Here is a 26696-nt window from a genome sequence, read left to right as displayed (position 1 = left end):
CCGGTCTTGCTTAAAAAGTGCAAAACCGGCTTTTCCCTATTCTATTTCAAAACTACCAGCCTATTCTTTAGCTTAATCGCAATATCCAGTGACTGTATTGCATGATCCAGGGAGATAATGGAGTCGGCTCCTTCGTTCAAACATTGAAGAGCGTGCTCCAAACTCTTTTCGTATGGATTGACTTTTTCCAAGGCAAGTTCATGTTTTCCCTGGTCAGTGTTCTCAAAAAGAGTGGATTCAGTTTCGCCATTACTGTCAGATTCATGAAACACCAGTTTTGCTCGTTCGAAGTAGGCTTCATATCCGACAGTAAAAGGGTAGGAATGGGGCATCTGGGAAGAGACAATGACTTCAATTGTCGGTTCAGACTGTTGAAACCATGCTCGAACAAAGGATTGCTCCCGATTTTCCAATTGATTTCCCCACACTATACAATCATCCGTGGAGACACCTAGCCACGTCACAAAATCCAATTCATGGATCATCAGCTTTGTTGTTATCGTGTTAAGTCCCAGATCACCCCACATCGGAGAAGTTTCTCTTTTTAGGGTAAGGGAGATCAGTTTCCCGTATTTCTGATGTTGAATGGCTTCGTACAAATACCGGTAAGCCCAATCAAATTTGATAAACTGATTGACCAGGATTCGTTTGCCGTACTGTTCTTCTGCACGCTTCATCGCAAGGACATCTTCAAGATGGAGGGCAACGGGTGTCTCGCAAAAAACATGCTTGCCATGTTGAAGTGCTTGAATCGCATATTGGCTATGCAGATGTGACGGCAAACAACTATCAATCACATCGATCTCTGGGTCAAGCAAAATATCGTCGAAACAAGTGGTAATCTCAACCCCTAACTCAGCTTTCAATTTGCGAAGCTTGTCTTCATTCCTGCCGAAAACGACAATTCTTTTTACTTGTTCGAACTTTTTCAAAAGCTGTACGTGATACCAGCCGAAACCTGTTCCTAAAACGGCAATATTCAAAGTGAAACACTCCTCCCGGTTTGTCTCTATGATATAGTTGGATTGTTGCCAACTTAGTGTCAACAATGGAAATTCAATCATGATGTTGCTGACATTGACAGTTCAAAAGGTGTTTTTTTGGAGGGAGTACCGTTGAGATTGCATCGGTTAATTGCCATTTTGTTATTAATCGAATCGAGAGGGAAAATGAAAGCCAAAGACCTTGCGTACGCATTGGAAACCTCTGTTCGTTCCATCTATAGAGATGTCGATACTTTAGCAGAAGCCGGAATTCCCATTGTCACAACTACGGGCCCGAGTGGAGGCATCGAACTAATGGAGGGGTATACGGTCAATTTGAAGCAACTGAACGGAGAGGATGTCATCAACCTGTATTTGACAGGAATGGGCATCTATTCAGAAGGAAAATCCGAGTCAGGCTTGAAGTTACAGAATGCATTGCTCAAATTGGAAAAAACGTTGCCTGCCTCCTATCAATCTGACATCAGGAAGGTGAGAAGCCGGTTTTATTTCGATGATACGCCTTGGTGGTCAGAACGTATAACGAATCCCTGCCTCGAAACGTTGCGGACTGCGGTATGGAGATCGCAAAAGCTGCATATCCAATACCATAAGACACATGGTGTTTGTTCTTCCCGTCACATTCAGCCATATGGACTTGTCGTGAAAAAAGCTGATTGGTATGTCATTGCTTTTTGCGAGGATGCAAAAGAGATTCGGACATTCAAATGCGAGCGAGTGGTAGAGGCCAAACTGACAGGGGAAACGTTTGAAACTCCTCCTGATTTTTCTTTGGAAACCTTCTGGAACAGGCGAGAAGCTGAATTCAAGCAATCTTGCAGAGAGAATGAGTTTTTCCCTGTAGTCATCAGGCTGGATGAATCGAAAGGTAATGTCTTGAAGCAGTATGAGGTGATTCAATCCAGGCAGGAAGGGAATCAACTCCTTGTAACGATAAACATGTTCGGCTTCGATATTGCCTGTAGGGATGTCTTGGCTCTAATCGGCAAGGTTGAATTTGTGGAGCCTGAGGAACTAAGGCACTATGTAAAGGAAAAGTTACTAGAACTCCAGAAGTGGTATGAATCGTAATTATTTGGGAGAATGCGAGATGACCTCTGAAAAAGAACGGACGATGTTCGAAAGATTGGTTCAAAAAAAGGAGACCGGATGAAGCATGAGCACAAACAATCCTCTCAAAGAAGCATTTCTTCAAGCAAAATATAGACTTGGGGGTCATGGAAAAAGAAACATCCAACAACTGAAAACGGCGATAAACCATGTCGATGAGAATTTGGACAGTGATGTATATGGCTCGGGCGAGCTGATAGAAGGGTTCCAAGACAAGATGTCACAATACGTCGGCAAAGAAGCGGCCGTCTTTTTTCCAAGTGGCACGATGGCACAACAAATAGCCATGCGAATCTGGTGTGATCGAAAAGGACTCAAAAAGGTCGCTTATCATCCTTTATGTCATTTGGAAATACATGAAGAAGACGGCTTGAAAGAGTTGCACCAAATTGAGTCGATTTTGCTGGCAGATAAAAACCGAGTGATAACACTTGAGGATGTTTTGAATCTGAATGAGGACATTGCATGTTTGTTGCTTGAGTTGCCGCAGCGAGAGATTGGTGGACAATTGCCAAGCTATGAGGAATTGGAAGCGATCGCCGCTCACTGCCACAAGAAGGGAATCCCTTTGCATCTGGATGGGGCCAGACTTTTTGAAATCTTGCCTTACTATCAAAAGTCAGCCGAGGAAATCTGCCAGTTGTTTGACAGTGTCTATCTTTCCTTTTACAAAGGGATTGGCGGAATCGCGGGAGCCATTCTTGCAGGGGATGAAGCTTTCATCAAAGAGTCGAAAATATGGAAGAGACGTCACGGCGGAGATTTGATCAGTCTCTACCCCTATATCATCAGTGCCGATCATTATTTCGAACAAAATGTACATAAAATGGGGCAGTTTTACTCAGACGCCAAAGAGCTGGCAGAAATGTTTAACCAGTGCCATGGAATCGTCACTTTACCTGTAGAACCAGTATCCAATATGTTTCACGTCCATTTTCATGCACCAAAAGAAAAAGTGGAACCGATGCTGATTTCCATTTATGAATCGACGGGTATCGGCTTTACTCAATATTTGAAAGAGTGTGACGAGAATGGTTGTTCTTATGAAGTTTCCATCGGCAATCAATATGCGCTGATACCGAAAGAGGAACTTCAACACGCTTTTTACTTGCTAGCTGAAAATATGAGACAAGTATTAGCTTAATTGCAACTTCATCCATACCTCATCCCAGTACTCATCACCGTGTTTCATCGCTTTCTCTTCATAGCCAAACTCGACAAAACCAACGGATTCATATAATCGACGGGCAGCCTGGTTGGTGCTGGCAACGGTCAGGTTGATTTGCTCCAGACCGTTCATCCGGGACGTCTTTTCGACTGCCTTTTGTATAAGCTGTTTGGCGATTCCTTTGCCTCGTGCTTGTGGTGATACATACATGGCAAAAAGGTCTGCTCTGTGTGCGAATTTGATTTGGCTCTCACGAACGATGGTAACTACTCCAATCAATTGACCTTCATCGAACGCACCCATGGAAAACATGTGATCGGAAGGCTGCAATCGTTCCATTACCTGCTCAAGCGGATTGGGACGATTGACAGACTCTTCCCACGTGGAGCCGAAGGAAGCCGGGCTTTCCTGCAAGGCAAATAATCGTAAATCCCAGTAAATTTGTGCATCATCTGGTTGTAACAGACGGATGTCAATCATGTAATAACCTCCCAATCATTCATAATCTTCCAGCAATATTTCCATAGTGTACCACATCATTCGGTGAAAAAGGAAAAGGCCCGAAAAACTCGGGCAGACAAGTGTTGCTTCCATTAAATCTGCTTCTCTTATTGGGAGCTCTTTACCTCAGACCAGACTCGGTCGTACAGCTTCACCGAATCACCAATATCTTGAATGCCTTCCGTGCGCTTCAGTTCTTCGGCAGGTGGATAGATGGCGATATTTTCAAGCGTAGCTTTATCCAGTAGTTTGCGGCCTTCCCTGTTTGGATTGATGTAGGGAAATGATTGCGAAATCTCGGCGATGACTTCCGGTTCGAGCAGGAAATTAATGAAGGCTTCTGCTGTTTTCTTGTGCTTGGCATCCTTTGGTATGACGAAATTATCGAAGGCGATCATCAAACCCTCTTTGGGCAGAATGGTCTTGATCTGTGGTTTCTCTCTTTGAGCAAGGGCAATTTCTGGACCCCAGGAGAGAGCAACGGAAACTTCTCCATTGATCAGCAATGTCTTGGGACTGTCACTGTCAAATGCTTTTACATTGGGCATTAACTGAAGCATCTTTTGTTTGGCTTCCTCCAGATGGGCAGGATCCGTATCATTGCCTGAATACCCCAACGACTTCAATACCATGCCGATGATGAATCGTTGATCGTCGAGCAGTACGATTTGTCCTTTTAGCTCAGGTTTCCATAAGTCTGTGTAACTTGCGATCTCCACCTTTACTTTATCAGGATTGATACCCAGTGACATGGTATTTCCCATATACGGAACCGAGTACTTGTTGCCTGGATCGTACTCTTTGTTGATAAACTCATCCATCAGATTTTTGAAATTCGGGATGTTGCCAAGGTCAATCGGCTCGATCATGCCTTGTTTGACCATGGGCTGAATCACGTAATCACTGGCTACGGCCAGGTCAAAAATCCCCCCGCCAGCAGACAGTTTTGCCAGCATTTCTTCATTGGAAGAATAGGTGCTGTAATTGACTTTTACCCCGTATTTCTGCTCAAACTTCTGAATCACTGATTCAGGGAGATACTCTGACCAGTTGAACACATTCAGTTCCTTATCCAGTCCCGAGCCTTGCTGCGTATCGGTTCCTGATTCGGCTGATGGAGAGGAACTACAGGCACTTAGCAAAAGACTGCTTGAGAGCATACCAATCCCAACAACTGACAACCACCGATTCCACCTTGATTTCATGATAAACCTCCTTGTGTATAATTTTGGGACCCCGCCAGACGCCAGCGATAGCTTGTGTCTGGTGGGTAATCTTAGTGTTGTTTCATGCGAATCCTCTCTGCCACGATGACAATAGCCAGTGTAACGATCAGCATGAGTGTGGAGAGAGCATTAATCTCAGGGGTCACACCAAATTTGACCATGGAGAAAATTTTGAGCGGCAATGTAGCACTGCCGGGACCAGCGACGAAGAAGCTGATAATCACGTCGTCAATGGATAAAGTAAAGGCCAAAAGAGCACTGGCAATTACGCCGGGTGCAATAATCGGCAGCGTAACTTTGTAGAATGTCTGCCAGGGAGTAGCACCCAAGTCCATGGCCGCTTCTTCCATGCTGCGATCAAACCCTTCCAGACGAGCTTTCAGTACAACCACGACAAATGGAATCGAAAACGTAATATGTGCTGCAATCAGTGTAAAATAACCCAATGGTATATGAAGCTGGGTGAAAAGTATCAAAAGGGATATGCCCATGACAATCTCGGGTATGACGATAGGAAGATACAGCATGGCATCCAGGGCTGTCTTACCCCGGAAGCGGTAACGATACATCCCGACCGCAGCGAGCGTTCCAATCATGGTGGCGGCAATGGTACTTACAAGGGCAACGATCAGGCTGGTGTACATGGCTTCGAGTACACCGTCATTTTGAAACAACTTCACATACCAATCGAGGGTGAATCCCGTCCAGACCGCATTCAATTTGGACTGGTTAAAGGAGAAGATAATCAGAATGGCAATCGGTACATACAAAAACAAATAGATCAGCGAAGCATAAACCGCTGCCGACTTTTTACCAAAGGAAAGGCGCACGTCAAGTCAACCCCTTTCCAGATTTATCACCTGTGAAGCTGAGGTAGACAAGGATAAAAAGTAACGTCATTCCCATTAGAACAATCGAGGCGGCAGAGCCAAAAGGCCAGTCGCGAGCCATGAGAAACTGGTTTTTGATCAGATTTCCGATCAGGACGGCTTTGCTGCCACCCATCAGGTCAGGAATGAAGAAGAGGCCCAGCGAAGGGATAAAGACAAGCAGGGAGCCAGCCACGATACCAGGAGTGGTTAGGGGCAGTGTAATCTTGAAGAATGTTTGCCACGGTTTGGCACCCAGATCTGATGCTGCTTCCAGATGAGAACGATCCAGTTTTTCAATCGATGCATACAGGGGAAGAACCATGAAAGGCAGCATCGTGTAAACGAGACCAACGAGAACGGCAAACTCATTGTACAAAAGGGAGAGTGGTTCCTGAATGATCCCCACTTTTAAAAGCAATGTATTGATGACACCCTCGGTACGAAGCAAGACAATCCAGGCGTAGGTGCGGATTAACGAATTGGTCCAAAAGGGGACAATGACTAGCAATAACAGAATATTGCGAAAATGAACAGGAGAACGAGCGATAATATAGGCGAAGGGATACCCGATCAACAAGCAGAAGAAGGTCGTGATAAAGGCAAGCACACAGGAAATCCAGACAATGCGAAGATAGAGTGGATCGACAAAGCGGATATAGTTCTCAAGCGTGATGGGCAGCTCAATCCCGCCAAACGAGCTGCGGGTGAAAAAACTGACGACAAACACAAGGAAAAGCGGGATGACAAAAAGGATACTCATCCAGAGGACAACAGGTGAAATCGTCCACCATTTGCCGGAATCACGAACTGACTTGCGGGTGGTTGAAGGTAGTGGATCATTGATCATGTAGGCAACACCACCGTTTGTGCAGAACGCCAGTTGAGGTAGAGAGGTTGATTTTGGGGTGCATCGATGAGCTGGTCTGTTTTTTCGTGAGTACTGATCGTTTGACCGTTCGTCGTTTGCAGTATCGTTTTAGTAAACATACCGCAGTAGATCCTCTCTTCCAGTTTGACAGGCAAATGATTTTCAAAATCGGCAAGCGGTTCTGTTGAGAGAGTCGTTCTTTCCGGTCTGACCGCTACCAATACAGCATCTCCGATATGGAGTACATGATGGTTGCTCGCATGTATGATTTCACCGTTCGTGGCAATGATCGTATGAGAGGCTGATGTCTGTGAAACCGTTCCAGGCAGAAAATTCATTTCACCGATGAACCCTGCGACAAATGTGGTCTGTGGTTGATCGTATATCTCATCTGGTGTGCCAACCTGAACAAGCCTGCCCTGATGCATAATGGCGATACGATCGGACATGGTCAAGGCTTCTTCCTGATCGTGGGTAACGAAAACAAACGTAATCCCCAACTGTCGCTGCAGGTGCTTCAATTCGACCTGCATTTGTTTGCGCAGTTTTTGATCCAACGCTCCGAGTGGTTCATCCAGCAACAAGACCTTGGGATTATTGACGAGTGCTCGAGCAATGGCAATCCGTTGTTTTTGCCCACCGCTCAGTTGATCCGGTTTTCGCTTCGCATACTCTTCCAGTTGGACTAGTCGCAAGATTTCTTTTACCCGACGATCAATCTCTGCTTTCGCTGTGCCTTTTACTCGTAATCCAAAAGCAACATTCTCGTAGGCCGTGAGGTGGGGGAACAGTGCATAGCTCTGAAAAACAGTATTTACGTTGCGCTCGTAGGCGGGAAGACCTTCCATATGCTTGCCATCTAATAATACTTCACCTGAAGTAGGCTGTTCGAAACCGGCAATCATGCGAAGTGTCGTCGTTTTTCCACATCCGCTCGGTCCAAGTAATGTGATGAATTCTCCTTTTTTAATCTGTAGAGAGAGATCTTGAACTACGGTGTGTTGATTGAATGTTTTGATAATATTTCGCAGTTCAACCATATGCATTGTCAATTTGACCTCCTCCTTGCTGTGAAATTTGTCAAATACTACGAATTGAGAAGCTGGTAGCTTTCCAACTTGCGATACAAGGTTGCTAAGCCAATATCGAGACGTTCTGCAATCAATCGTTTTGCTTCTAATGAATGGCCGTGTTTCTCAAGCATCCGTATGATGATTTGTTGCTCAAATTGTCTCAACTGTTCTTTCAGTGAAGTTTCAAGTTCGTAAGCTGTGAAAGTTGTTTCCTGTTCCGAATCATGTCGAGGGAGTACTGCCTGCTTGATACGTTGTGGAACAGAATCCAGTCCGATGAACCCGGAAGCTTCCATGTTCATTGCGTATTCAATGGCGTTTTCCAGCTCCCGAACATTGCCTGGCCAGTGGTATTGTGTGAACAGTTCCCTCACTTCCGGCAAAAAGTCTGTCACCTGATTTTCAATCGTCTGTCGATACTTAGTTAAGAAATACTCCATCAAGAGTGGAATATCTTCCACACGTTCTCGAAGCGGTGGCATATGCAAAGGGATGACATTCAAGCGAAAGAAGAGATCGGAGCGGAATTCCTTGGATTGAACCATCTCTTCCAAGCTTTTGTTCGTTGCAGAAATCACTCGCACGTTGACCGGCATCAATTGATGAGAACCAACTCGTTCCACCTGCTTGTTTTGCAAAACATGAAGCAATTTCACCTGCAAGTGGAGGGGGAGATCGCCAATCTCATCAAGAAAAATGGTCCCTCCGTCGGCCAACTCGAATTTACCTGCTTTTCCTTCCTTTTTTGCCCCTGTGAAAGCACCTTCCACATACCCGAAAAGCTCACTCTCCAGTAATGTCTCAGGGATTGCCCCGCAGTTGACGATGATGAAAGGCCCGTTTTTGCGGTTGCTCGAAGAATGAATAGCCGCTGCCAGCATCCCTTTACCTGTGCCGCTTTCTCCCGTGATCAGGATATTGGATGTTCCTCTTGCCACCTGCTCTGCCTGCTTTAGCACGAGGGAGAGGGAGCGGCTTCTACCTTTGATTTCGGAAAAGAACAAATCTTTAGTTTCACCTGTTAAGGCATAAGCCAGTCTGCGCATATCAGCCATTTTTCGAAAAGAGGCAACGACACCTACCACTTTCTCATCGATGAGAATCGGGCGAGCCGTACTGATGAAATGCATTTCTTGTCGGGGAGAAGAATAACGCTCTTCCTTTTCCATGTAGCCGACGCCGGTTCTGAGTACTTCCAGCATAGGAGAGTTGGGCCAAATGCTCTCAATAGGGGAACCGATGAGTGTTTCTTTGCGATTCTGGATGAATCCCTGTGCAGTTTCATTACAAGTGGTGATAATCCCGTTCTCATCGATTGCAATGATCCCCTCATGAATCGATTCGATCAATACTTCCAACTGCTGGTTTGTTTTTTTCCAGTTTTGGATGGCGTGTAGTCCTGCGATTTTACCCGTCAACAGCTCTGACATCCGTTGTAAAAAAGTGAACAGGGGAAGCTTATGCCCAAGGAGAAATTGATGCTGCGCTTCATCAAAAGCAACTAGCCCGATGACCCCAATGACTTTTCCCTCATAGTTAATCGGTGCACATAGTTCAGCCATTTCTTCCGTCTGACCACTGAGTACAGATGGATCGTAGGAGGGATCACTTCTCGCATCTTCCACAAAATAGGGTTGATTGGTACATAAGACACGCCCGTATAAATAGCCAGCTTCTACCTGACCGCCTTCTTCCTTAGTGTTGATTCTCTCTTTATATTTGCCAGTGCCTGCAATGATGGTCATGGTATCATCGACGATTTCAGTTTCGATTCGCAAGGCGACGGAGATTGCTTCCGCTACCTGTTGGGCTGTCGCCTGAATATCCTTTAAATAGCTCATCCTCCACCTCCACATCAAGCATGTCATTCCCATATTTTTTTATTAGCCTATTCCACGAGTGAGAGTTTCTATACCAGAAGTTGAGAATTGAAGCAACTTTGAGAAAAGTTTGTGCGATGAATCATCAAGAAACGGAATATATATGTCAGTAGGTATTCTCGTCCATAAGAAAAAGGAGTTGAGAACATGCTGGCGATCGCACGTGTGAATGAGAGTGGAGAGATTTTTTGGTGCTCACACAATTGGCCGTATGTCACCGGATTCTCCTTTTTAAAGACGATTGGGAGCAAGGCTTCTGATTTGATTCCTAGTTATCAAATGAATGTAGTGGAGCAGAGGCTCACGATTCAAAATCGAGCGATGTTTGCTCACACTTTTCAATTGGATGATTCCATTGTCCTGATCATAGAAGAAAGAACGCTATCAACGAAACAGATACATCAATCCGCCCTCTTAATCGATGAGCTTCCCAGTCCCCGAATGCAGGAGGTGATTCGTCAAGTAAACAAGCTTGCCTTTACTGATGCAACGATCTTGGTTTTAGGGGAGTCCGGGGTGGGAAAGGAGGGAATTGCCCGCTTGATTCATCAATCAAGTTCTAGGGCGAGCGGACCCTACATCAAACTGAATTGTGGGGCGATCCCGGAGACGTTGGTAGAGTCGGAACTGTTCGGGTATGCTCCAGGCGCATTCACAGGTGCGGAACGAGGTGGCAAAAAAGGTGTATTTGAAGAGGCGGACGGAGGGACACTGTTCCTCGATGAGGTCGGAGAATTGCCGATTGCATCACAAGCCAAACTTCTCCATGTCCTGCAGGAGAGGACGTTCAAAAAAATAGGAGAAGTGAAAACATTGTCTGCCAATGTGAGAATCATTGCTGCAACCAATCGGAATCTGGAAGAAGACGTACAAGCCGGGAAGTTCCGAAAAGATCTCTATTTTCGCCTCTGTGTTCTGCCCATCGAAATCGCTCCCCTGCGAGAGCGCAAGGAGGATATCGAACCACTCGTCCATCATTTTCTGCACAAGTTCAAACTCAAGTACGGAATCGATAGATCAGTTTCTCAAGCCGTAGTCCAAGCTTTTCAAGTATACGGGTGGCCAGGAAATGTCAGACAGTTGGAACATGTGATTGAACGAATGGTGCTCTTGTCAGAGAATCAGGAACTCGGGTTTTTCGACTTGCCCCCCTTTCTGCGCTCAGATGAGAATTCCAATCCAAAGGATTTTTCTGGACTTACTGTTCTTGAAAATGAAAAACCCATTCACATTCAGAAAATTATACCGCTAAAAGAAGCAACAACCTTTGTGGAGAAAGAATTGTTGCGAATGGCTCGTACGATCAGTACATCAACGTATGAGATTGCAGATATGTTAGGTGTCGATCAGTCAACAGTATCTCGCAAATTAAAACAGTATTTATCGTGATGTAGAATTGCATGAATCTTCTGCCTGATGGGAAGTGATCATGCAACGCTGCATGAGAGCAACTACCATACAGTGATAAAAATCACGGTAATAACAAGAGTCAGCCCCGTTCCCTATTTTGGCACGGGGTTTGCAATTTGTAGAGACAGTACCATTCCAGTTACTGAAAAAAGGGGGAAGAATAGGTGACCATCCAAACAAAAGAATCATGGAAAATGTATATCGCTGGTGAGTGGGTAGATGCGCAAGAGGGGCAGGTTCGAGAAATTTTCAATCCGGCAACAGGTGAACTGCTTGCTGTCGTTCCAGAGGGCAGACTTGATGATGTGCAGCGTGCGATTCTGGAAGCGAGACGAGTGTTCGATGAAACAGGCTGGTCAGAAACCCCTCCGGTGGAACGTGCACGCCTGCTCTATGCACTCGCCACCAAACTGGAGGAACGGGCAGAAGAATTCGCTGTTATCGAGACAAAGAATTGCGGAAAACCTTTGCGGGAAAGTCGATTTGATGTCAATGATGCAGTGAACTGTTTTCGTTATTACGCAGGACTTATCAATAAACCGCTCGGTCAGACCTATCAGGTCGCTGATCCGATGGCGACGATGGTCGTAAGAGAGCCGATTGGTGTTTGCGGTCAGATTGTTCCCTGGAACTATCCGTTGCTTATGGCTGCCTGGAAGCTTGCGCCTTGTTTGGCAGCAGGAAATACCACGGTGTTCAAACCGGCGGAAGTCACACCGCTCACAGCAATCATGCTGTTTGAAATCATAGAAGAAGTAGGGTTCCCTGTCGGTGTAGCCAATCTGGTGTTGGGTGCGGGCCCTGTTGTCGGTCATGAACTGGCAGCGAATGATCTGATCGACAAGGTAGCATTCACTGGAGGGACAGTCACAGGCAGAAGTATCATGCAAGCGGCAAGCGGAAATCTGAAAAAAATCTCACTGGAACTCGGTGGGAAATCGCCGAATATCGTCTTCGCTGACGCTGATTTCGAGACTGCGGTTGAGTATGCAATGTTCGGGATCTTTGCCAATCAGGGGCAAGTATGTTCAGCAGGCTCTCGTCTACTTTTGGAAGATTCCATTCATGATCGCTTTATTGAGACGCTGGTGGAAAGAAGCAAGAAAATCCGGGTGGGAAATGGCCTGGATGATTTGACAGAGATGGGGCCGCTCATCTCAGAAGCACATATGAACAAAGTGCTGTCCTATATTGAGTCAGGGAAACAGGAAGGGGCCACTCTCGTACTCGGAGGCAATCGTTTGACAGAGGGGGATTACGAAAAGGGCAATTTCGTAGAACCAACCATTTTCATCAACACACATCCAGACATGCGTATTGTCAGAGAAGAGATTTTTGGTCCTGTTCTCGTAGTGCAACGATTCAGGGATGAAGCAGAAGCCATCCGTCTGGCAAACGACTCTGTCTATGGTTTGGCAGGGGGCGTATTTACACAGGACGGTGCGAAAGCCATGCGGGTTATCAGAAAACTGCGTGCAGGCATTACCTGGATTAACACCTATCATCCGACGTATAACGAAGCGCCATGGGGCGGCTACAAACAGTCGGGCATTGGACGGGAGCTGGGTACATTCGGGCTGGAAGCGTATACCGAAGTGAAACAGATCAATCTCAACCTGCAAGTGGAGCCGCTGGGCTGGTATAACAATGACTAATCAAAGGGGGAACATCTATGAAAAAAGCAAAAAAATGGCTCTCCATACTATCGAGTTTGACCATTACAGCGTTGCTGGCGACAGCATGTGGTGGCGGTGGCAATAGTACACAACCAGCGCAAACAACACCAGCCAATACAACAACAACGCAACCCGCTCAGCCTTCTGGTGACGAATTGAAAGAGAAGTTCAAAGGTCAATCGCTCAATCTGCTTACATGGGAAGGGTATGCTGATCCCAAATTTACAAAAGGTTTCGAAGAGAAATACGGCGTAAAAATCAACCCAACCTATTTCGGATCAAGTGACGAGCTCGTTGCCAAACTGAAGGCGGGCGGGGGAAGTACCTACGACATTATTTCGCCTTCTTCTGATGTGGCGTGGATGCTGATTCAATCAGACATGGTAGAGCCAATTGACCCGGGAAAAATCTCTAAATTCAACGACTTAAATGAACGGCTGCGCAACCTGACTGACGTACAAAAGGATGGACAGATCTACGGATTGCCATTCACATGGGGACCGGATTACCTGATCTATGACGCTGATGTGGTAAAAGAAGAGCCGAAGTCCTGGCAGGTGTTTTGGGACCCACAGTACAAAGGGAAGGTTTCTGTCTGGGATGATATCTCCAACATTTATCTGATGGGGCAAATTGCCGGACTTGATAAATCGGATCAAGGTGCCATTTACAACATGACCGAAGATCAACTGCAAGAGGCGAAGAAAAAACTGATCGAGTTAAAGCCGCAACTTCGCAAGTACTGGGCAACTGCTGGAGAGCTGAATGATTTGTTTGCCAATAAAGAAGTTGTCATGGCAGTCGGTTGGCCTTTGACGGTAAAAGAAGTGAATGCCAAGGGTCGCAACCTCAAATGGACGATTCCAGAAGAAGGTGCGACGGGCTGGATCGATCGACTCATGATTGTAAAAGGTTCCGAACATCGTGAATTGGCAGATTTGTACCTGGATTATATCAGCGGACCGAAGGAAATGGCGCTCGTCGCTGAAGTAACTACCTACAGTGTGGCCAATCCCAAAGCGGCTGACCATATGAGCAAAGAGTTGCAGGAAATGACCTACATCCACGACATGGATAAAATGTTTACCCGTCTCAACTTCTGGCAGTACGTCAAAGATCGTGGCAGATATAACGAAATCTGGACGGAAGTAAAAACGAACTAGACCAGGAATTTGTGGGAGTGGAGAGGCAGTGTCGGTGTCTCTTCACCCCATCATTCTTACAGGAGTGTGAGGGCAGCGATGAAAAATAGAAAGAACCTTACTCTTTACTTGCCGTTGCTGCTTCCGCCAGCAATCTGGTTGATTCTCTTTTTGTTTTTACCGTATCTGAATTTGTTCACCTACAGCTTTTGGAAACCAGGCCCATTTATCGATGTAGTAAAGGAGTTCAATTTTCAGAACTACACCAAGTTCTTTACGGCAATGGGAGGAAGCAAAGCACCGTACACAGTATTGCTCGATACTTTGGAACTGGCACTTACGGTAACGATAGTCACGGTACTGATCAGCTTCCCCTTGGCGTATTACATCAATTTCAAGGTGCGTCGGTTTAAGCAAACCATTTATATGCTGGTGATTATCCCTTTGTGGGTGAGCTACATCGTCCGTGCCTATTCATGGAAAATTGTCCTTGGCACCAACGGAATCCTGAATTCGGCTTTAATCTTCCTTGGTCTGACCGATAAACCGCTTGAGGTGTTTTTATATAGCAAAATCTCCGTTGTTATTGGGATGGTTCATATTTATGCACCGTTTGTCTTAATGCCGATTTACACGGCGTTGGAGCAAATTCCGAGGAATCTGCTGGAAGCCTCCAAGGATTTAGGTGCAAGCCGGCTGCGCACCTTCTTTCATGTGGTATTTCCGCTTTCCTTGTCTGGGGTCATTGCCGGAGCAACCTTTGCTTTTGTTCTGTCGATGGGGGACTTTTTAGCTCCGTCTCTCCTGGGTGGGCCTGACAGCAGCACGATGATTGCCAACGTCGTACAGCAACAGTTTGGGACGTCGAATAACTGGCCGTATGGATCGGCAATCGGTATTCTCATCCTCGTACTGGTCATTGCCATCCTCGAGTTCACTGGGCGATCGGAAAAACGCTACTCCGCTTTCGATTCTCCGCAGGTAAAAAGGTAGGTGGGAGATCTATGACGATCCGTGGCTGGGATGTGATTACCAAAGGTTTGGGACTCTTCTCGGGGCTTGTTCTTGCGTTTATCTATCTTCCTCTGTTCGTTGTTGTGATTTATTCCTTTAATGCAGACAGTGTTAACAGTTTTCCGATTACCCAATTTTCTTTGAAATGGTATATTGTGATGGCAGAGAACAAGGCTTTGATTGAATCCTTGAAAAATTCAGTGCTGGTCGCTCTGATCAGTACGACCGTCGCCATATTGCTGGGGGTTCCAGCAGCATTTGCTCTGGATCGCTTTGATTTTCCAGGCAAAAAAATCTTCGAGCGAATTGTGCTGCTCCCGTTGATCTTGCCAGGGATTCTGACTGGTGTGGCCATGCTCAGTTTCTTCCAGGAAATCGGCATCAAACAGTCGATGTTAGCCGTCATTATCGGCCACTCTACGTTTTTGATCGCCATCGTCATGACACAGGTGTTTGCTCGGCTAAAAAGGATGGACCGCACGATTGAAGAGGCATCTGCCGATTTGGGGGCGACCCGCTTTCAGACGTTTTGGCACGTCATCCTTCCGAATATCAGCACCTCCTTGATAGGGTCAGCACTGCTTGCGTTTACACTGTCGCTGGATGAAATTCCGGTCACTTTCTTTTTGAATGGTGTATTCAACACGTTGCCGATCCAGATTTGGGGAATGACCAGGAACGGGATCACCCCTGAAGTGAATGCAATCTCCACACTTGTCTTTTTATGTTCGCTAATACTAATCGTGATCTCAACGAAGCTTACCAGCAAAGAGGGATAGGGGGGGAAGGGATGTCGAAAGAAGTTACGATTCGCTTGATTGGCGTCAACAAGCAGTTTGGAGACACCCCGATTGTAAAGGATTTGGATATTGACGTGTACAAGGGTGAGTTTTTGACCTTGCTTGGACCTAGTGGGTGCGGCAAAACAACGACACTTCGAATGATTGCCGGATTTGAGCAGCCCACGTCAGGAGACATTTTGCTGGAAGGGAAGCATGTAGCCAACTTGCCTCCCAATAAGAGAGACGTTAATACCGTCTTTCAAAATTATGCGTTGTTTCCTCACATGAATGTCAGTGACAATATTGGCTATGGGTTGCGGATGAAAGGTACGGCGAAAGAAGAGATCAATCGCCGTGTGCAAGATGCTTTGCGAATCGTACAGATGGATTCTTTTGCTACACGCAAACCTCGTGAGCTCTCAGGCGGACAACAACAACGGGTGGCTGTTGCCCGCGCTATCGTCAATAATCCGACGGTGCTTTTGCTGGACGAACCACTGGGAGCGCTGGATTTGAAACTCCGCAAACAAATGCAATTTGAATTGAAGCATTTGCAGCAGAAGCTGGGTATTACTTTTATTTATGTGACACACGATCAGGAAGAAGCACTTACCATGTCTGATCGGATTGCTGTGATGAACAATGGTCGAATTGAACAAATCGATACACCCGATCAAATCTATAATCATCCTAGGACGAGATTCGTTGCAGACTTCATAGGCGAGACCAATCTGTTGGCAGGAAAAGTGGCTGCGTCTAGTGAGCAACTACAGGAAGTAATCATCGAAGGGGTTCGTTTTACCTTTCCGCGTCAATTCAATACAAATGAACGGGAAGACGTGTACGTATCGATTCGTCCGGAACAAGTTACCATCAAGAAGCAGCACGAAGAGGGAGTGCGGTGCCTGGTAGGACGTGTTACTGAAAGAGTCTTTATCGGTTCTGTCTATAAAACCATTGTCACTCTTCCCACAGGCAAAGAGGTGTCTGTGGTTCAATCTGCCTCGACAGAAGAATTCATTTCACAAGGAGAAGAAGTGTTTCTTAGCTGGGATCAGCAGAGGGCAGTTGTATTAGCCAACTAACAAATGAGTGAACCTGACTGGGCTGTGTCATAAGGACATAAAAAAAACCTTGCGATCAGACAAACTTTCGCAAGGTTTTGGTTTGGTTACTGCTTGTTACTTGTAGAGATGGGCATTTGCAAAATACTTTGTGGTCCGATCGGCCCCATACCTTTTAACCCGTTGTCGAGAAATCCGTAGGTAACATATAACTGTTTTGCAGCGTGATTTTTCTCATTCACTCGGAGGACTACTTCATCTATGTGAGGGAAATGTCTCATTACAAAGTCAGGTAGAAGTTTCATTGCAGCTTTGGCATAGCCCTTACCTTGATGAATATAGTTGATAGAGAAGGCACGGAGGACAAGGGCATTTGGATTTTGGGTTGGCGGTTCTTCCGATCGTTCATGCAGGACAAAGAATCCAACAGGTACACCCTCCGCCATTATACAGATCGCATGTCGGTTTGGATCAGCAAGTGTTACATCAAGTACCTCGATAGGGAGGCCGGTAAATTGCGCTTGTTCTTCAGGGAGAGAAAATGTTTTGAGTACATCATCATGTTCTGACTGATAGAAAAGAAGTTCCATTTAAACCTCCAACAAAAACATTTTTACTTATCTAAATTAATAGCAATTTTCGAATCATCTAGCAATCCTGTTGCTGGTAAAAATGTATTTTTTGCTTACACCGTTCTCTTGACCAGATATAAGTATGTAAGTATGATAAAAATAGCAAAAAAGAAATAAGCAAATGCTTATATGATAATTCGAAAACTTCTGTACATACGCGTCCAAACAGAACGGTTCAACGAAGAAGTTGGAAGAAAGGAGGCAGACAAATGATACATATGCACGTAACCACCTGGTTTCTCACCTTACTCTTGTTTGTAGTCAGTTATGTCATGCTTGTCCAAGGGAAGGAAAAAGCACAAAAAATCACACACATGATCTTGCGATTGTTTTATCTGCTAGTTCTAGCGACTGGCGGTCATATGCTCTCGCTTTATCAGTTTGCCAGCCAGGCGGTAGTCAAATCGATTTTTGGTATAGCGGTTCTGTTCTTTATTGAGTTTATCCTGGTAAGGGGCAAAAAAGGAAAGCCAGTCTCACTTTTCTGGGGGCTGTTCGCTGTTTCTTTGTTACTTGTACTCTATTATGGGTATGTTGTTTTAGGATAGAACTTGATAATGATAACATAATAAATGTTATGTAAACTTTCTGGATTTCTCCGAAGATTACTTTTCAAAAAAAACAGGTTGAATCATAAACCAAGTTTGTAATAGGATATAAAAGACAACTGAATAGTAACGGGAGCTTGGTAAAGCCAGGCTGAGAGGATAGCCGATATGCTGTCGACCGTAATACCTGATCTGGGTAATGCCAGCGGAGGAAAGTTATTGTCTTTGTGTATTCAAAGACCGCTTCTTTTTCGTGGCGGTCTTTTTTTGTGTACATAAATGGCTTCTCCGCTTGCTCACATTCATTTTAAGGAGGAAATGAAATGGCAAGCAAAAACCAAAGTAGCGAAGTAATTCCTGATGTTTCAGCATTTCCAGGGAGCAAGAAAGTGTACATTCAAGGTTCACGAGAGGATATCAGAGTACCAATGCGTGAGATTGCCTTAACCCCAACTCTAGCTTCTGATAGCGAACAACTTAATGAGCCTGTGAGAGTTTATGATTGCAGTGGCCCGTATACCGATGCAGAGATCAAGACAGATATCCGTCAAGGTCTACCATTAAACCGTCGAAATTGGATACTTGAGCGTAATGATGTTGAAGAATACGAGGGCAGACTCATCAAAGCAGAGGACAACGGTTATAAAGCAGACGAATTCGTTAAACAAGTAGATGTATTTCCCGGTTTGAATCGTCAGCCATTGCGAGCCAAAGCAGGTGCAAATGTAACACAAATGCATTATGCAAAAAAAGGAATGATCACTCCTGAAATGGAGTACATAGCCATTCGAGAAAATGTAACCCCGGAGTTTGTTCGCAATGAGGTTGCAACAGGTCGAGCCATCATTCCTGCGAATATTAATCATCCTGAAAGTGAACCGATGATAATTGGACGCAACTTTTTGGTGAAAATTAATGCAAATATCGGGAATTCCGCTGTGGCGTCATCGATCGAAGAAGAAGTAGAGAAGATGAGATGGGCAACACGTTGGGGTGCTGATACCATTATGGACTTGTCTACAGGTAAAAACATTCATACAACTCGTGAATGGATCATTCGCAACTCTCCTGTACCGATTGGAACTGTGCCTCTCTATCAAGCATTAGAGAAAGTCGGTGGAAAAGCTGAGGAATTAAGTTGGGAGATTTACCGAGATACGCTGATTGAACAGGCAGAGCAGGGAGTAGATTATTTTACAATTCACGCAGGCGTGCTTTTACGCTATATTCCTTTAACTGCAAGGCGTGTTACAGGGATTGTATCTCGCGGCGGTTCTATCATGGCGGCATGGTGCCTTGCCCATCACAAGGAAAATTTCCTTTATTCCCATTTTGAAGAAATATGTGAAATCTTGAAAACGTATGATATCGCCGTTTCTCTCGGAGATGGACTAAGGCCAGGTTCGATAGCCGATGCCAACGATGAAGCGCAGTTTGCAGAATTGGATACGTTGGGTGAGCTTACACAAATTGCGTGGAAACATGATGTGCAAGTGATGATTGAAGGTCCGGGGCATGTTCCGATGCACATGATTAAGGAAAATGTGGAGAGACAAATGGAGGTCTGTCAGGAAGCTCCATTCTATACACTTGGCCCACTTACTACGGATATTGCTCCAGGGTATGATCATATAACATCAGCGATTGGTGCCGCCATGATTGGGTGGTTTGGCACTGCTATGTTGTGTTACGTCACTCCAAAAGAACATCTTGGCCTGCCGAATAAGAATGACGTGCGTGAAGGGGTAATTGCCTATAAAATTGCGGCACACGCAGCAGATTTGGCAAAAGGACATCCAGGAGCTCAAGAAAGAGATAATGCCCTGTCCAAGGCTCGTTTCGAATTCCGTTGGAGGGATCAATTCAATTTATCATTAGATCCTGAAAGGGCAATGGAGTATCATGACGAAACACTGCCCGCTGAGGGAGCAAAAACGGCACATTTTTGCTCGATGTGTGGACCAAAGTTTTGCAGTATGAGGATCACTCAGGACATTCGTGATTATGCGAAACAACATGGGTTTGGAGATCAGGAGGCTATTGAAGAAGGATTGAAGAGAAAGTCGAATGAATTCAAGGAAGCGGGAAACGAAATTTATAGATAGAGAAAAACAGCAGGGGGTGCACTCTAGTTCATTCATGGCGGTCTTTTTTTGTGTACATAAATGATACGCTCATTGAACAAGCTTATCTCTGTACAAGGGTGAATATAGTAGACAATCGAACAAGCAAACTTCCCCCCCTTTCATAAACTGTATTGTTATTTATTGGAATTGCTATAACCTAGTATCACGTTCCTTTTTACTAGGTTTCTCTCTTCCCCAATAAATATCTATACAGTTTTTTTCGCTTTCTTAAGATTAGGGCTACCACGAAAACTTCCACGACGGATGAAAGGGATGATTTTTAAAATGGCAAATGGCTGCAATCAAAACGCGATAGGTCCTTGTTCCGAGGCGGAAGGAAACAATACCATAGCAAATGGGGCTGCCTCTCATGCAGAGGGTTTTCTTACACAAGCAAATGGCAACGCATCTCATGCGGAAGGTGAAATCACGATGGCCAACGGAGAGGCCTCTCACGCGGAGGGCTTCCAAACAATCGCGAGCGCCGATGCTGCTCATGCAGAAGGAGTTGGAAATGTCGCAAGCGGCTTTGCCTCTCATGTAGAGGGGGGTGGTGTTGACCCAATTGGTAATCTTGCGCCTAACTTGGCGAATGGCTTCAGCTCTCATGCGGAAGGGATTGCTACCATTGCAAGCGGATTTGCTGCTCACGCGGAAGGCGGCACAACAAACGCAACAATTACACAAGGTCCGGTTGCCAGCGGTAATTTTTCGCATGCGGAGGGAGTAAGCACGCAGGCAAGCGGAATCGCTTCTCATGCGGAAGGCGACAGTAATACAGCTAGCGGCAGGGCTTCTCACGCGGAAGGAGGCGGTCCTGATCCTACTGCCAATTTTGCACCAACTCTGGCAATCGGCTCCTCTTCGCACGCGGAAGGGATTGGTACTACCGCAAGTGGATTTGCTGCTCATGCGGAGGGTGGAACAGCCAATATTACTTTAAATCCTGGCCCGATTGCCAGCGGTAATTTTTCACACGCGGAAGGGCAGAGTACGAGTGCCACTGGACCTGCTTCTCATGCTGAAGGTAGAGAAACTCAAGCTACAGATGAAGCGGCTCATGCGGAAGGTTCAGATACCATTGCCAGCAGATTTGCTGCTCATGCGGAGGGATTCAATACTATAGCCAGCGGATTGCATTCTCATGCGGAAGGTTCATTTACTCAAGCCACGGAGGCTAATAGCCATGCAGAAGGATCGAACACTCAAGCTACAGAAGATGCTGCTCACGCTGAAGGTTTGAATACAATTGCTGACGGAGTAGCCGCACACGCGGAAGGAGCAAATACAATAGCAGATGGAAGCCAGTCCCATGTGGAAGGACTTAATACAAGCGCCAGCGGTTTGCAAGGTGTCCATGTCATGGGGATCAATGGAGCACCTGACGTAGCTGGAGGTGATACATCATTTTCCTGGTATCTGATGAACGGACCTTCTGCTTACTCAACAGCAGGAGTTGTCGCCAAAATTCTTAGCGATGGCACTGCTTGCTTTGACGATGAAGTAACAGCCGCTGGTTTTAATACTTCCGCTGGCGCATGTGACTTTGCTGAGATGTTCGAAACTTCTTCAGGAGAACCCATCGATGTCGGATATTTCGTTACTTTTGAAGAATCCGGAGAGAAAGTACGCAAAGCAACTGAAAGCGACAGCTATATCCTCGGTGTCACCAGCTCCAATCCAGGGGTACTTGCAGATGCCGCAGACCCTGCTTGCGGCAAATTTCTGCTCGACAAATGGAACCGCAAACAGTATGAGGATGTCGTTTTACCTGCAGTTACCGATAAGGAAGGAAAAATCCTCATCCCCGAACGGACAGAGAGACGACCTGTTATCAATCCATTCTGGGAAAAGGAGAAGCCATGCCGCTCCCGTACGGAGAGACCGGAGTGGGTTGCTATCGGTCTGATCGGCAAGCTCCTCGTCCATGATGACGGAACATGTAAAGCAGGTGGCTATTGCATGCCCAATAATGACGGGATCGCAACCACATCGGATGGTGGTTATCGGGTGATTAAACGAACCGATGTTGATCAAATTCTCATTTTGTTCCGCTAGACCAGATGCATGTTGATTCATTGAATACTCTCACTCTAACTCCCCTGCCCGCCTCAATATACACCGTTATTTACTCACATCATCTGTTTGCTCAGCATTCTCTTTTTTTACGTAGGCAATTACATGTAAGTAAATTTCTATTTCGAAGGGAAAGGATGACTTTCATGGCTGATGGATGCAATCAAAACGCGATAGGTCCCTGTTCTGAGGCAGAAGGAAGCAATACCATAGCGAATGGAGCTGCGTCCCATGCGGAGGGATTTCAAACGATCGCTAACGGTAATGCCTCTCATGTCGAGGGAGAACTCACGACAACAGTTGGCGAAGCCTCTCATGCGGAAGGGTATCAGACGACTGCCATGGGTGTAACAGCCCATTCCGAAGGCTTCCAAACTATCGCAGTCGCCAATGGCTCGCATTCCGAGGGAGAACTTACGACGGCCAGCGGTGAGGCGTCCCATGCGGAGGGATTCCAGACAACGGCCAGCGGCAACGCGTCCCATGCGGAAGGAGAAGGAAATACTGCCAGTGGTGAGGCTTCACACGCAGAGGGCGGCGGTGTTGACCCGCAAGGCAACCCTGCCGCTAACCTGGCAAGCGGCTTCAGTTCCCATGCGGAAGGAATTGATACGACAGCGAGCGGAATTGCATCTCACGCGGAAGGAGGAACAGATAATGCTGCTGTTCTTCCAGGTCCTGCTGCAACCGGTAATTTTTCTCATGCAGAGGGATTTAGCACGATTGCTAGCGGAGATGGGTCACATGCGGAAGGATTCTTTACGATTGTAAGTGAGTTTGCTGCTCATGTGGAAGGGTACGGAAGCAATTCAAGTGGTATCGGATCTCATGCCGAAGGGCAATTCACAACAGCAAGCAATGCCGCGGCTCATGCAGAAGGAACCAATACGGAAGCAACCGGGATCGCTTCTCATGCTGAAGGGGTACAAACTGCTGCGAATGCTGATTTCTCCCATGCGGAAGGGCAAAACACAACGGTAAATCTGGGGGCAACGGCAGCCCATGCGGAAGGGCAGAATTCAAGTGCATTTGGAATTGCGTCCCATGCGGAGGGATTAGGCTCGTTTGCTATTGGTGTATCTGCTCATGCCGAAGGACAAGGTACTTTTGCCAGCGGACTTGCCTCGCATACCGAAGGGTTCAGCACACAAGCTACTGAAAGAGCGGCTCATGCGGAAGGAGAGGAAACGAATGCCATCGGACCTGCCTCCCATGCCGAAGGATTCTCAACCCTAGCATCCGGTGTATCTGCCCATGCCGAAGGACAGCAAACGATTGCCGAGGGTAACTTTTCTCATGCAGAAGGTCAAGGAACACAGGCTACTGAGATAGCGGCACATGCAGAAGGAGCAGATACGGAAGCAAGCGGCTTAGGCTCTCATGCGGAAGGATCACAAACGGAAGCGTCAAACCTAGCTTCTCATGCGGAAGGATCCAATACTGTTTCCAGCGGATTAGCCTCCCATGCGGAGGGGGTAGAAACCGAGGCGACAAATAACGGTGCTCATGCAGAAGGCACCCTGACCGTTGCGAGTGGGGCCTCTTCCCATGCAGAAGGATTAATTACTGTTTCCAGCGGAGTATCCTCCCATGCGGAAGGTCAGGGAACACTTGCCAGTGGTTTAGCCTCCCATGCGCAGGGATCTGTTACCCAAGCGACAAGACAAGATGCTCATGCAGAAGGATTTAACACAAGAGCAGATGGAAACCAGTCACATATCGAAGGAGTCAGTACTGGTGCGAGCGGATTGCAAGGCGTCCACGTCATGGGAATGAATGGAGCTCCTAATGTAGCAGGCGGTGACCTGGATTTTTCCTGGTATCTGATGAACGGCCCCGCTGCTTTCTCAACTGCTGGTGTCGTTGCTAAAATCCTTAGCGACGGCTCTGCCTGTTTCGACGCTGATGTAACCGCCTCTGCATTCAATCCTGCTGCTGGTGCGTGCGACTTTGCCGAGATGTTCGAATCCTTAACCGGTGAAGTCATCGATGTCGGCTACTTCGTTACGTTTGATAAATCCGGTGAAAAAATACGCAAAGCGACAGCAAATGATAGCTATATCCTAGGGGTCACGAGCTCCAATCCAGGGGTACTTGCGGATACCGAAGATCCTGCTTGCGGCAAATTTTTGCTCGACGAATGGAACCGCAAGCAGTACGAAGATATTGTTCTCCCTGCTGTTACTGATCAGAAAGGCAATATCGTTGTGCCTGAGAGGAAGGAGAGGCGACCCGTCCTAAATCCGTTATGGGAACAGGAGAAGCCTTGCCGCTCACGTACCCAGAGACCAGAATGGGCTGCGGTAGGTCTTGTCGGCAAGCTCCTCGTCCGTGACGATGGTACCTGTGTAGCAGGCGGCTTCTGTATGCCCAACAACGATGGTATCGCAACGAATTCCGATAACGGATACTGGGTCATGAAAAGAACGCGGCCGAATCAAATTCTCATTCTGTTCCGCTAATAAAACGTAGACCTTTTCATTTGCTCTCCTCCCCTCCGTATTTTTTACTTCTATCAATCTCATGTTCTGTTGTAAATGGAACCGCAAGCAGTATGAAGATGTCCTACTCCCAGCTGTTACCAGCAACTTCTTCTCAATATAGCAATGGAATATTTGCAATTTTCTAAGTTTTGACAGAAAGGATGATTGGATTGGCTAATGGATGCAATCAAAACCCGATAGGTCCATGCTCGGAAGCGGAAGGAAGTAATACTACGGCTAACGGAGCTGCGTCTCATTCGGAGGGGTTTCTAACAGTAGCAGTTGGCAATGCCGCTCATGCGGAAGGAGAAATCACGATTGCCAGCGGAGAAGCCTCCCATGCGGAGGGCTTCCAGACAATCGCGATCGGCAATGCTGCCCATTCTGAAGGATCTGGAAATATTGCAAGCGGATTTGCCTCTCATGTAGAGGGAGGTGGTGTTGACCTGCTTGGTAATCCAGCTCCTAACTTCGTAAATGGCTCCAGTTCTCATGCAGAAGGGATTGCTACTATTGCAAGCGGATTTGCTGCTCACGCGGAGGGCGGCACAACAAATGCAACAATTACTCAAGGTCCAATTGCAAGCGGTAATTTTTCGCATGCAGAGGGATTGAGTACGCAGGCAAGTGGCATTGCCGCTCATGCAGAAGGAGAAGGAAATACAGCGAGCGGAGAGGCATCTCACGTGGAAGGCGGCGGAGATGATCCGCTTGGCAATCCTGCACCGAATCTTGCGAGTGGGTTTGCTTCCCATGCGGAAGGAGTTGGGACAACGGCGAGTGGATTCGCTGCTCATGCGGAGGGCGGTACTTCAGACGTATTAAATACTCCTGGTCCCACTGCCAACGGTGACTTTTCCCATGCGGAAGGAGTTGGGACAACAGCGAGTGGATTTGCTTCCCATGCAGAAGGAATTGGGACAACGGCAAGTGGATTCGCTGCTCATGCGGAGGGCGGTACTACTAACGTATTAACTACTTCTGGCTCCACTGCTAGTGGTGCTTTTTCTCATGCGGAAGGAGTGGAAACAGTTGCCAGTGGTGTTTTTTCCCATGCAGAGGGTCAGGGTACTATAGCGAGCGGTCAATCATCCCATGCGGAAGGTTTCTTTACAATTGCCAGCAGCCTTGGATCCCATGCGGAAGGTCAGGTTACTACTTCCAGTGGCGCTGGCTCTCACGCGGAAGGAACAGTTACAACTGCCAGTGGTACTGCAGCCCATGCGCAAGGTACGATTACAATAGCAAATGGAAACCAGTCCCATACGGAAGGACTCCAAACAAGCGCCAGCGGACTGCAAGGTGTCCACGTCATGGGAATGAATGGGGCTCCTAACGTTGCTGGTGGTGACCTCCCCTTTTCCTGGTATCTCATGAATGGACTCTCTGCTTTCTCCACAGCTGGTGTTGTCGCCAAAATCCTTAGAACAGGCGATGCTTGCTTCGAAGGTGATGTAGCCGCGGATACTTTCACCCCGATGGCTGGTGCCTGCGACTTCGCCGAGATGTACGAAACCTCATCTGGGGAACCGATCGACGTCGGCTATTTCGTTACACTTGACAGTGCAAGTGAGAAAATTCGCAAGGCAACAGCAAGCGACGACTACATTCTCGGGGTCACCAGCTCCAATCCGGCGGTGCTGGCAGATACCGAAGACCCTGCATGCGGTAAATATTTACTCGACAAGTGGAACCGTAGGGTATATGAAGATGTTACACTTCCCTCGGTAACCGATAAAGAAGGCAATATTATCTTGCCTGAGCGAACGGAGCGCCGCCCTGTTATCAATCCGCTCTGGGAACCGGAGAAGCCGTGTCGCTCTCGTATGAATAGACCCGGGTGGGCTGCGGTCGGGATGATTGGCAAACTCCTCGTTCGAGACGATGGAACCTGTATCGTTGGCGGTTATTGCATGCCCAATGATGACGGCATCGCCACGAATGCTGCAAGTGGTTATCGGGTTTTGAAAAGAACAGATGAAGACCAAGTCCTCATCGTGTTCCGTTAAGACAGAATTCATGCTCACGATTATTCCCTCTC

The 26696-nt window shown here is 46.7% G+C and carries 21 protein-coding genes and 1 riboswitch; of the genes, 13 read left to right on the top strand and 8 right to left on the bottom strand.

All coding sequences use genetic code 11. The features are described 5' to 3' along the window. Nucleotides 1-41: 41 nt before the first annotated feature. Nucleotides 42-983 carry a Gfo/Idh/MocA family protein gene (locus tag ACPW7N_RS08500; RefSeq protein WP_425650620.1) on the bottom strand — a complete coding sequence of 314 codons (942 nt, stop codon included), beginning with the start codon at nucleotides 981-983 and terminating at the stop codon, nucleotides 42-44. 132 nt (nucleotides 984-1115) lie between these two features. Between ACPW7N_RS08500 and ACPW7N_RS08495 the strand changes: the two genes are divergently transcribed. Further along, nucleotides 1116-2075, top strand: a complete 960-nt coding sequence (locus tag ACPW7N_RS08495; RefSeq protein ID WP_425650619.1) for a helix-turn-helix transcriptional regulator — start codon at nucleotides 1116-1118, stop codon at nucleotides 2073-2075. Between the two features lie 85 nt (nucleotides 2076-2160). Beyond that, on the top strand, nucleotides 2161-3258 hold the full coding sequence (locus ACPW7N_RS08490) for a threonine aldolase family protein (protein WP_425650618.1): 1098 nt from the start codon (nucleotides 2161-2163) through the stop codon (nucleotides 3256-3258). Here the strand turns inward: ACPW7N_RS08490 and ACPW7N_RS08485 are convergent. From ACPW7N_RS08485 to ACPW7N_RS08460, 6 genes are all read right to left on the bottom strand, one after another. Beyond that, complete coding sequence (locus ACPW7N_RS08485) at nucleotides 3250-3762, bottom strand: GNAT family N-acetyltransferase (RefSeq protein WP_425650617.1); 513 nt, start codon at nucleotides 3760-3762, stop codon at nucleotides 3250-3252. The genes ACPW7N_RS08490 and ACPW7N_RS08485 overlap by 9 nt on opposite strands. 128 nt (nucleotides 3763-3890) lie before the next feature. After that, nucleotides 3891-4988, bottom strand: coding sequence for an ABC transporter substrate-binding protein (locus ACPW7N_RS08480; protein WP_425650616.1), 1098 nt, complete (start codon nucleotides 4986-4988; stop codon nucleotides 3891-3893). Between the two features lie 71 nt (nucleotides 4989-5059). Continuing rightward, nucleotides 5060-5839 carry an ABC transporter permease gene (locus tag ACPW7N_RS08475; protein ID WP_425650615.1) on the bottom strand — a complete coding sequence of 260 codons (780 nt, stop codon included), beginning with the start codon at nucleotides 5837-5839 and terminating at the stop codon, nucleotides 5060-5062. A gap of 1 nt (nucleotide 5840) precedes the next feature. Continuing rightward, nucleotides 5841-6641 carry an ABC transporter permease gene (locus tag ACPW7N_RS08470; RefSeq protein WP_425650626.1) on the bottom strand — a complete coding sequence of 267 codons (801 nt, stop codon included), beginning with the start codon at nucleotides 6639-6641 and terminating at the stop codon, nucleotides 5841-5843. Nucleotides 6642-6724: 83 nt separating this feature from the next. Then, the gene (locus ACPW7N_RS08465; RefSeq protein WP_425650625.1) at nucleotides 6725-7795 is read right to left on the bottom strand and encodes an ABC transporter ATP-binding protein; all 1071 of its coding nucleotides are present in this window, start codon (nucleotides 7793-7795) and stop codon (nucleotides 6725-6727) included. Between the two features lie 41 nt (nucleotides 7796-7836). Next, nucleotides 7837-9663 (bottom strand): sigma-54-dependent Fis family transcriptional regulator, encoded by a 1827-nt coding sequence (locus ACPW7N_RS08460; protein ID WP_425650614.1) that lies wholly within the window; start codon nucleotides 9661-9663, stop codon nucleotides 7837-7839. 186 nt (nucleotides 9664-9849) lie between these two features. Here ACPW7N_RS08460 and ACPW7N_RS08455 point away from each other — a divergent pair, with 186 nt between their 5' ends. From ACPW7N_RS08455 to ACPW7N_RS08430, 6 genes are all read left to right on the top strand, one after another. Continuing rightward, the gene (locus tag ACPW7N_RS08455) at nucleotides 9850-11091 is read left to right on the top strand and encodes a sigma-54 interaction domain-containing protein (protein ID WP_425650613.1); all 1242 of its coding nucleotides are present in this window, start codon (nucleotides 9850-9852) and stop codon (nucleotides 11089-11091) included. Between the two features lie 215 nt (nucleotides 11092-11306). After that, nucleotides 11307-12767, top strand: coding sequence for an aldehyde dehydrogenase family protein (locus tag ACPW7N_RS08450; RefSeq protein ID WP_425650624.1), 1461 nt, complete (start codon nucleotides 11307-11309; stop codon nucleotides 12765-12767). A 17-nt stretch (nucleotides 12768-12784) separates the two neighbouring features. Continuing rightward, on the top strand, nucleotides 12785-13951 hold the full coding sequence (locus tag ACPW7N_RS08445) for an ABC transporter substrate-binding protein (RefSeq protein WP_425650612.1): 1167 nt from the start codon (nucleotides 12785-12787) through the stop codon (nucleotides 13949-13951). A gap of 78 nt (nucleotides 13952-14029) precedes the next feature. Next, nucleotides 14030-14923 (top strand): ABC transporter permease, encoded by an 894-nt coding sequence (locus ACPW7N_RS08440; RefSeq protein ID WP_425650611.1) that lies wholly within the window; start codon nucleotides 14030-14032, stop codon nucleotides 14921-14923. Between the two features lie 11 nt (nucleotides 14924-14934). After that, complete coding sequence (locus tag ACPW7N_RS08435) at nucleotides 14935-15723, top strand: ABC transporter permease (protein WP_425650610.1); 789 nt, start codon at nucleotides 14935-14937, stop codon at nucleotides 15721-15723. Nucleotides 15724-15734: 11 nt separating this feature from the next. Continuing rightward, nucleotides 15735-16811, top strand: a complete 1077-nt coding sequence (locus ACPW7N_RS08430; RefSeq protein WP_425650609.1) for an ABC transporter ATP-binding protein — start codon at nucleotides 15735-15737, stop codon at nucleotides 16809-16811. Nucleotides 16812-16897: 86 nt separating this feature from the next. Here the strand turns inward: ACPW7N_RS08430 and ACPW7N_RS08425 are convergent, their stop codons facing one another. Then, on the bottom strand, nucleotides 16898-17380 hold the full coding sequence (locus ACPW7N_RS08425) for a GNAT family N-acetyltransferase (protein WP_425650608.1): 483 nt from the start codon (nucleotides 17378-17380) through the stop codon (nucleotides 16898-16900). Nucleotides 17381-17631: 251 nt separating this feature from the next. On the opposite strand from ACPW7N_RS08425, the gene ACPW7N_RS08420 reads away from it, so the two are divergent. The 5 genes from ACPW7N_RS08420 (at nucleotide 17632) to ACPW7N_RS08400 (ending at nucleotide 26664) form a co-directional block, all read left to right on the top strand. Beyond that, nucleotides 17632-17970 (top strand): DUF1516 family protein, encoded by a 339-nt coding sequence (locus ACPW7N_RS08420; protein WP_425650607.1) that lies wholly within the window; start codon nucleotides 17632-17634, stop codon nucleotides 17968-17970. Nucleotides 17971-18089: 119 nt separating this feature from the next. Further along, nucleotides 18090-18201, top strand: a riboswitch (TPP riboswitch). A gap of 92 nt (nucleotides 18202-18293) precedes the next feature. After that, nucleotides 18294-20075, top strand: coding sequence for a phosphomethylpyrimidine synthase ThiC (thiC, locus tag ACPW7N_RS08415; protein WP_425650606.1), 1782 nt, complete (start codon nucleotides 18294-18296; stop codon nucleotides 20073-20075). 306 nt (nucleotides 20076-20381) lie between these two features. Further along, nucleotides 20382-22154 (top strand): peptidase G2 autoproteolytic cleavage domain-containing protein, encoded by a 1773-nt coding sequence (locus tag ACPW7N_RS08410; protein WP_425650605.1) that lies wholly within the window; start codon nucleotides 20382-20384, stop codon nucleotides 22152-22154. Between the two features lie 164 nt (nucleotides 22155-22318). Then, nucleotides 22319-24634 (top strand): peptidase G2 autoproteolytic cleavage domain-containing protein, encoded by a 2316-nt coding sequence (locus tag ACPW7N_RS08405; RefSeq protein WP_425650604.1) that lies wholly within the window; start codon nucleotides 22319-22321, stop codon nucleotides 24632-24634. A 191-nt stretch (nucleotides 24635-24825) separates the two neighbouring features. Continuing rightward, nucleotides 24826-26664, top strand: a complete 1839-nt coding sequence (locus ACPW7N_RS08400) for a peptidase G2 autoproteolytic cleavage domain-containing protein (RefSeq protein ID WP_425650603.1) — start codon at nucleotides 24826-24828, stop codon at nucleotides 26662-26664. Nucleotides 26665-26696: the final 32 nt, after the last annotated feature.

This window comes from Brevibacillus nigriterrae, from assembly GCF_049846925.1.
Classification (GTDB): Bacteria; Bacillota; Bacilli; order Brevibacillales; family Brevibacillaceae; genus Brevibacillus_H.
The sequence above is the reverse complement of the archived record's forward strand: the minus strand, read 5'-3'. Positions and strand labels throughout refer to the sequence as shown.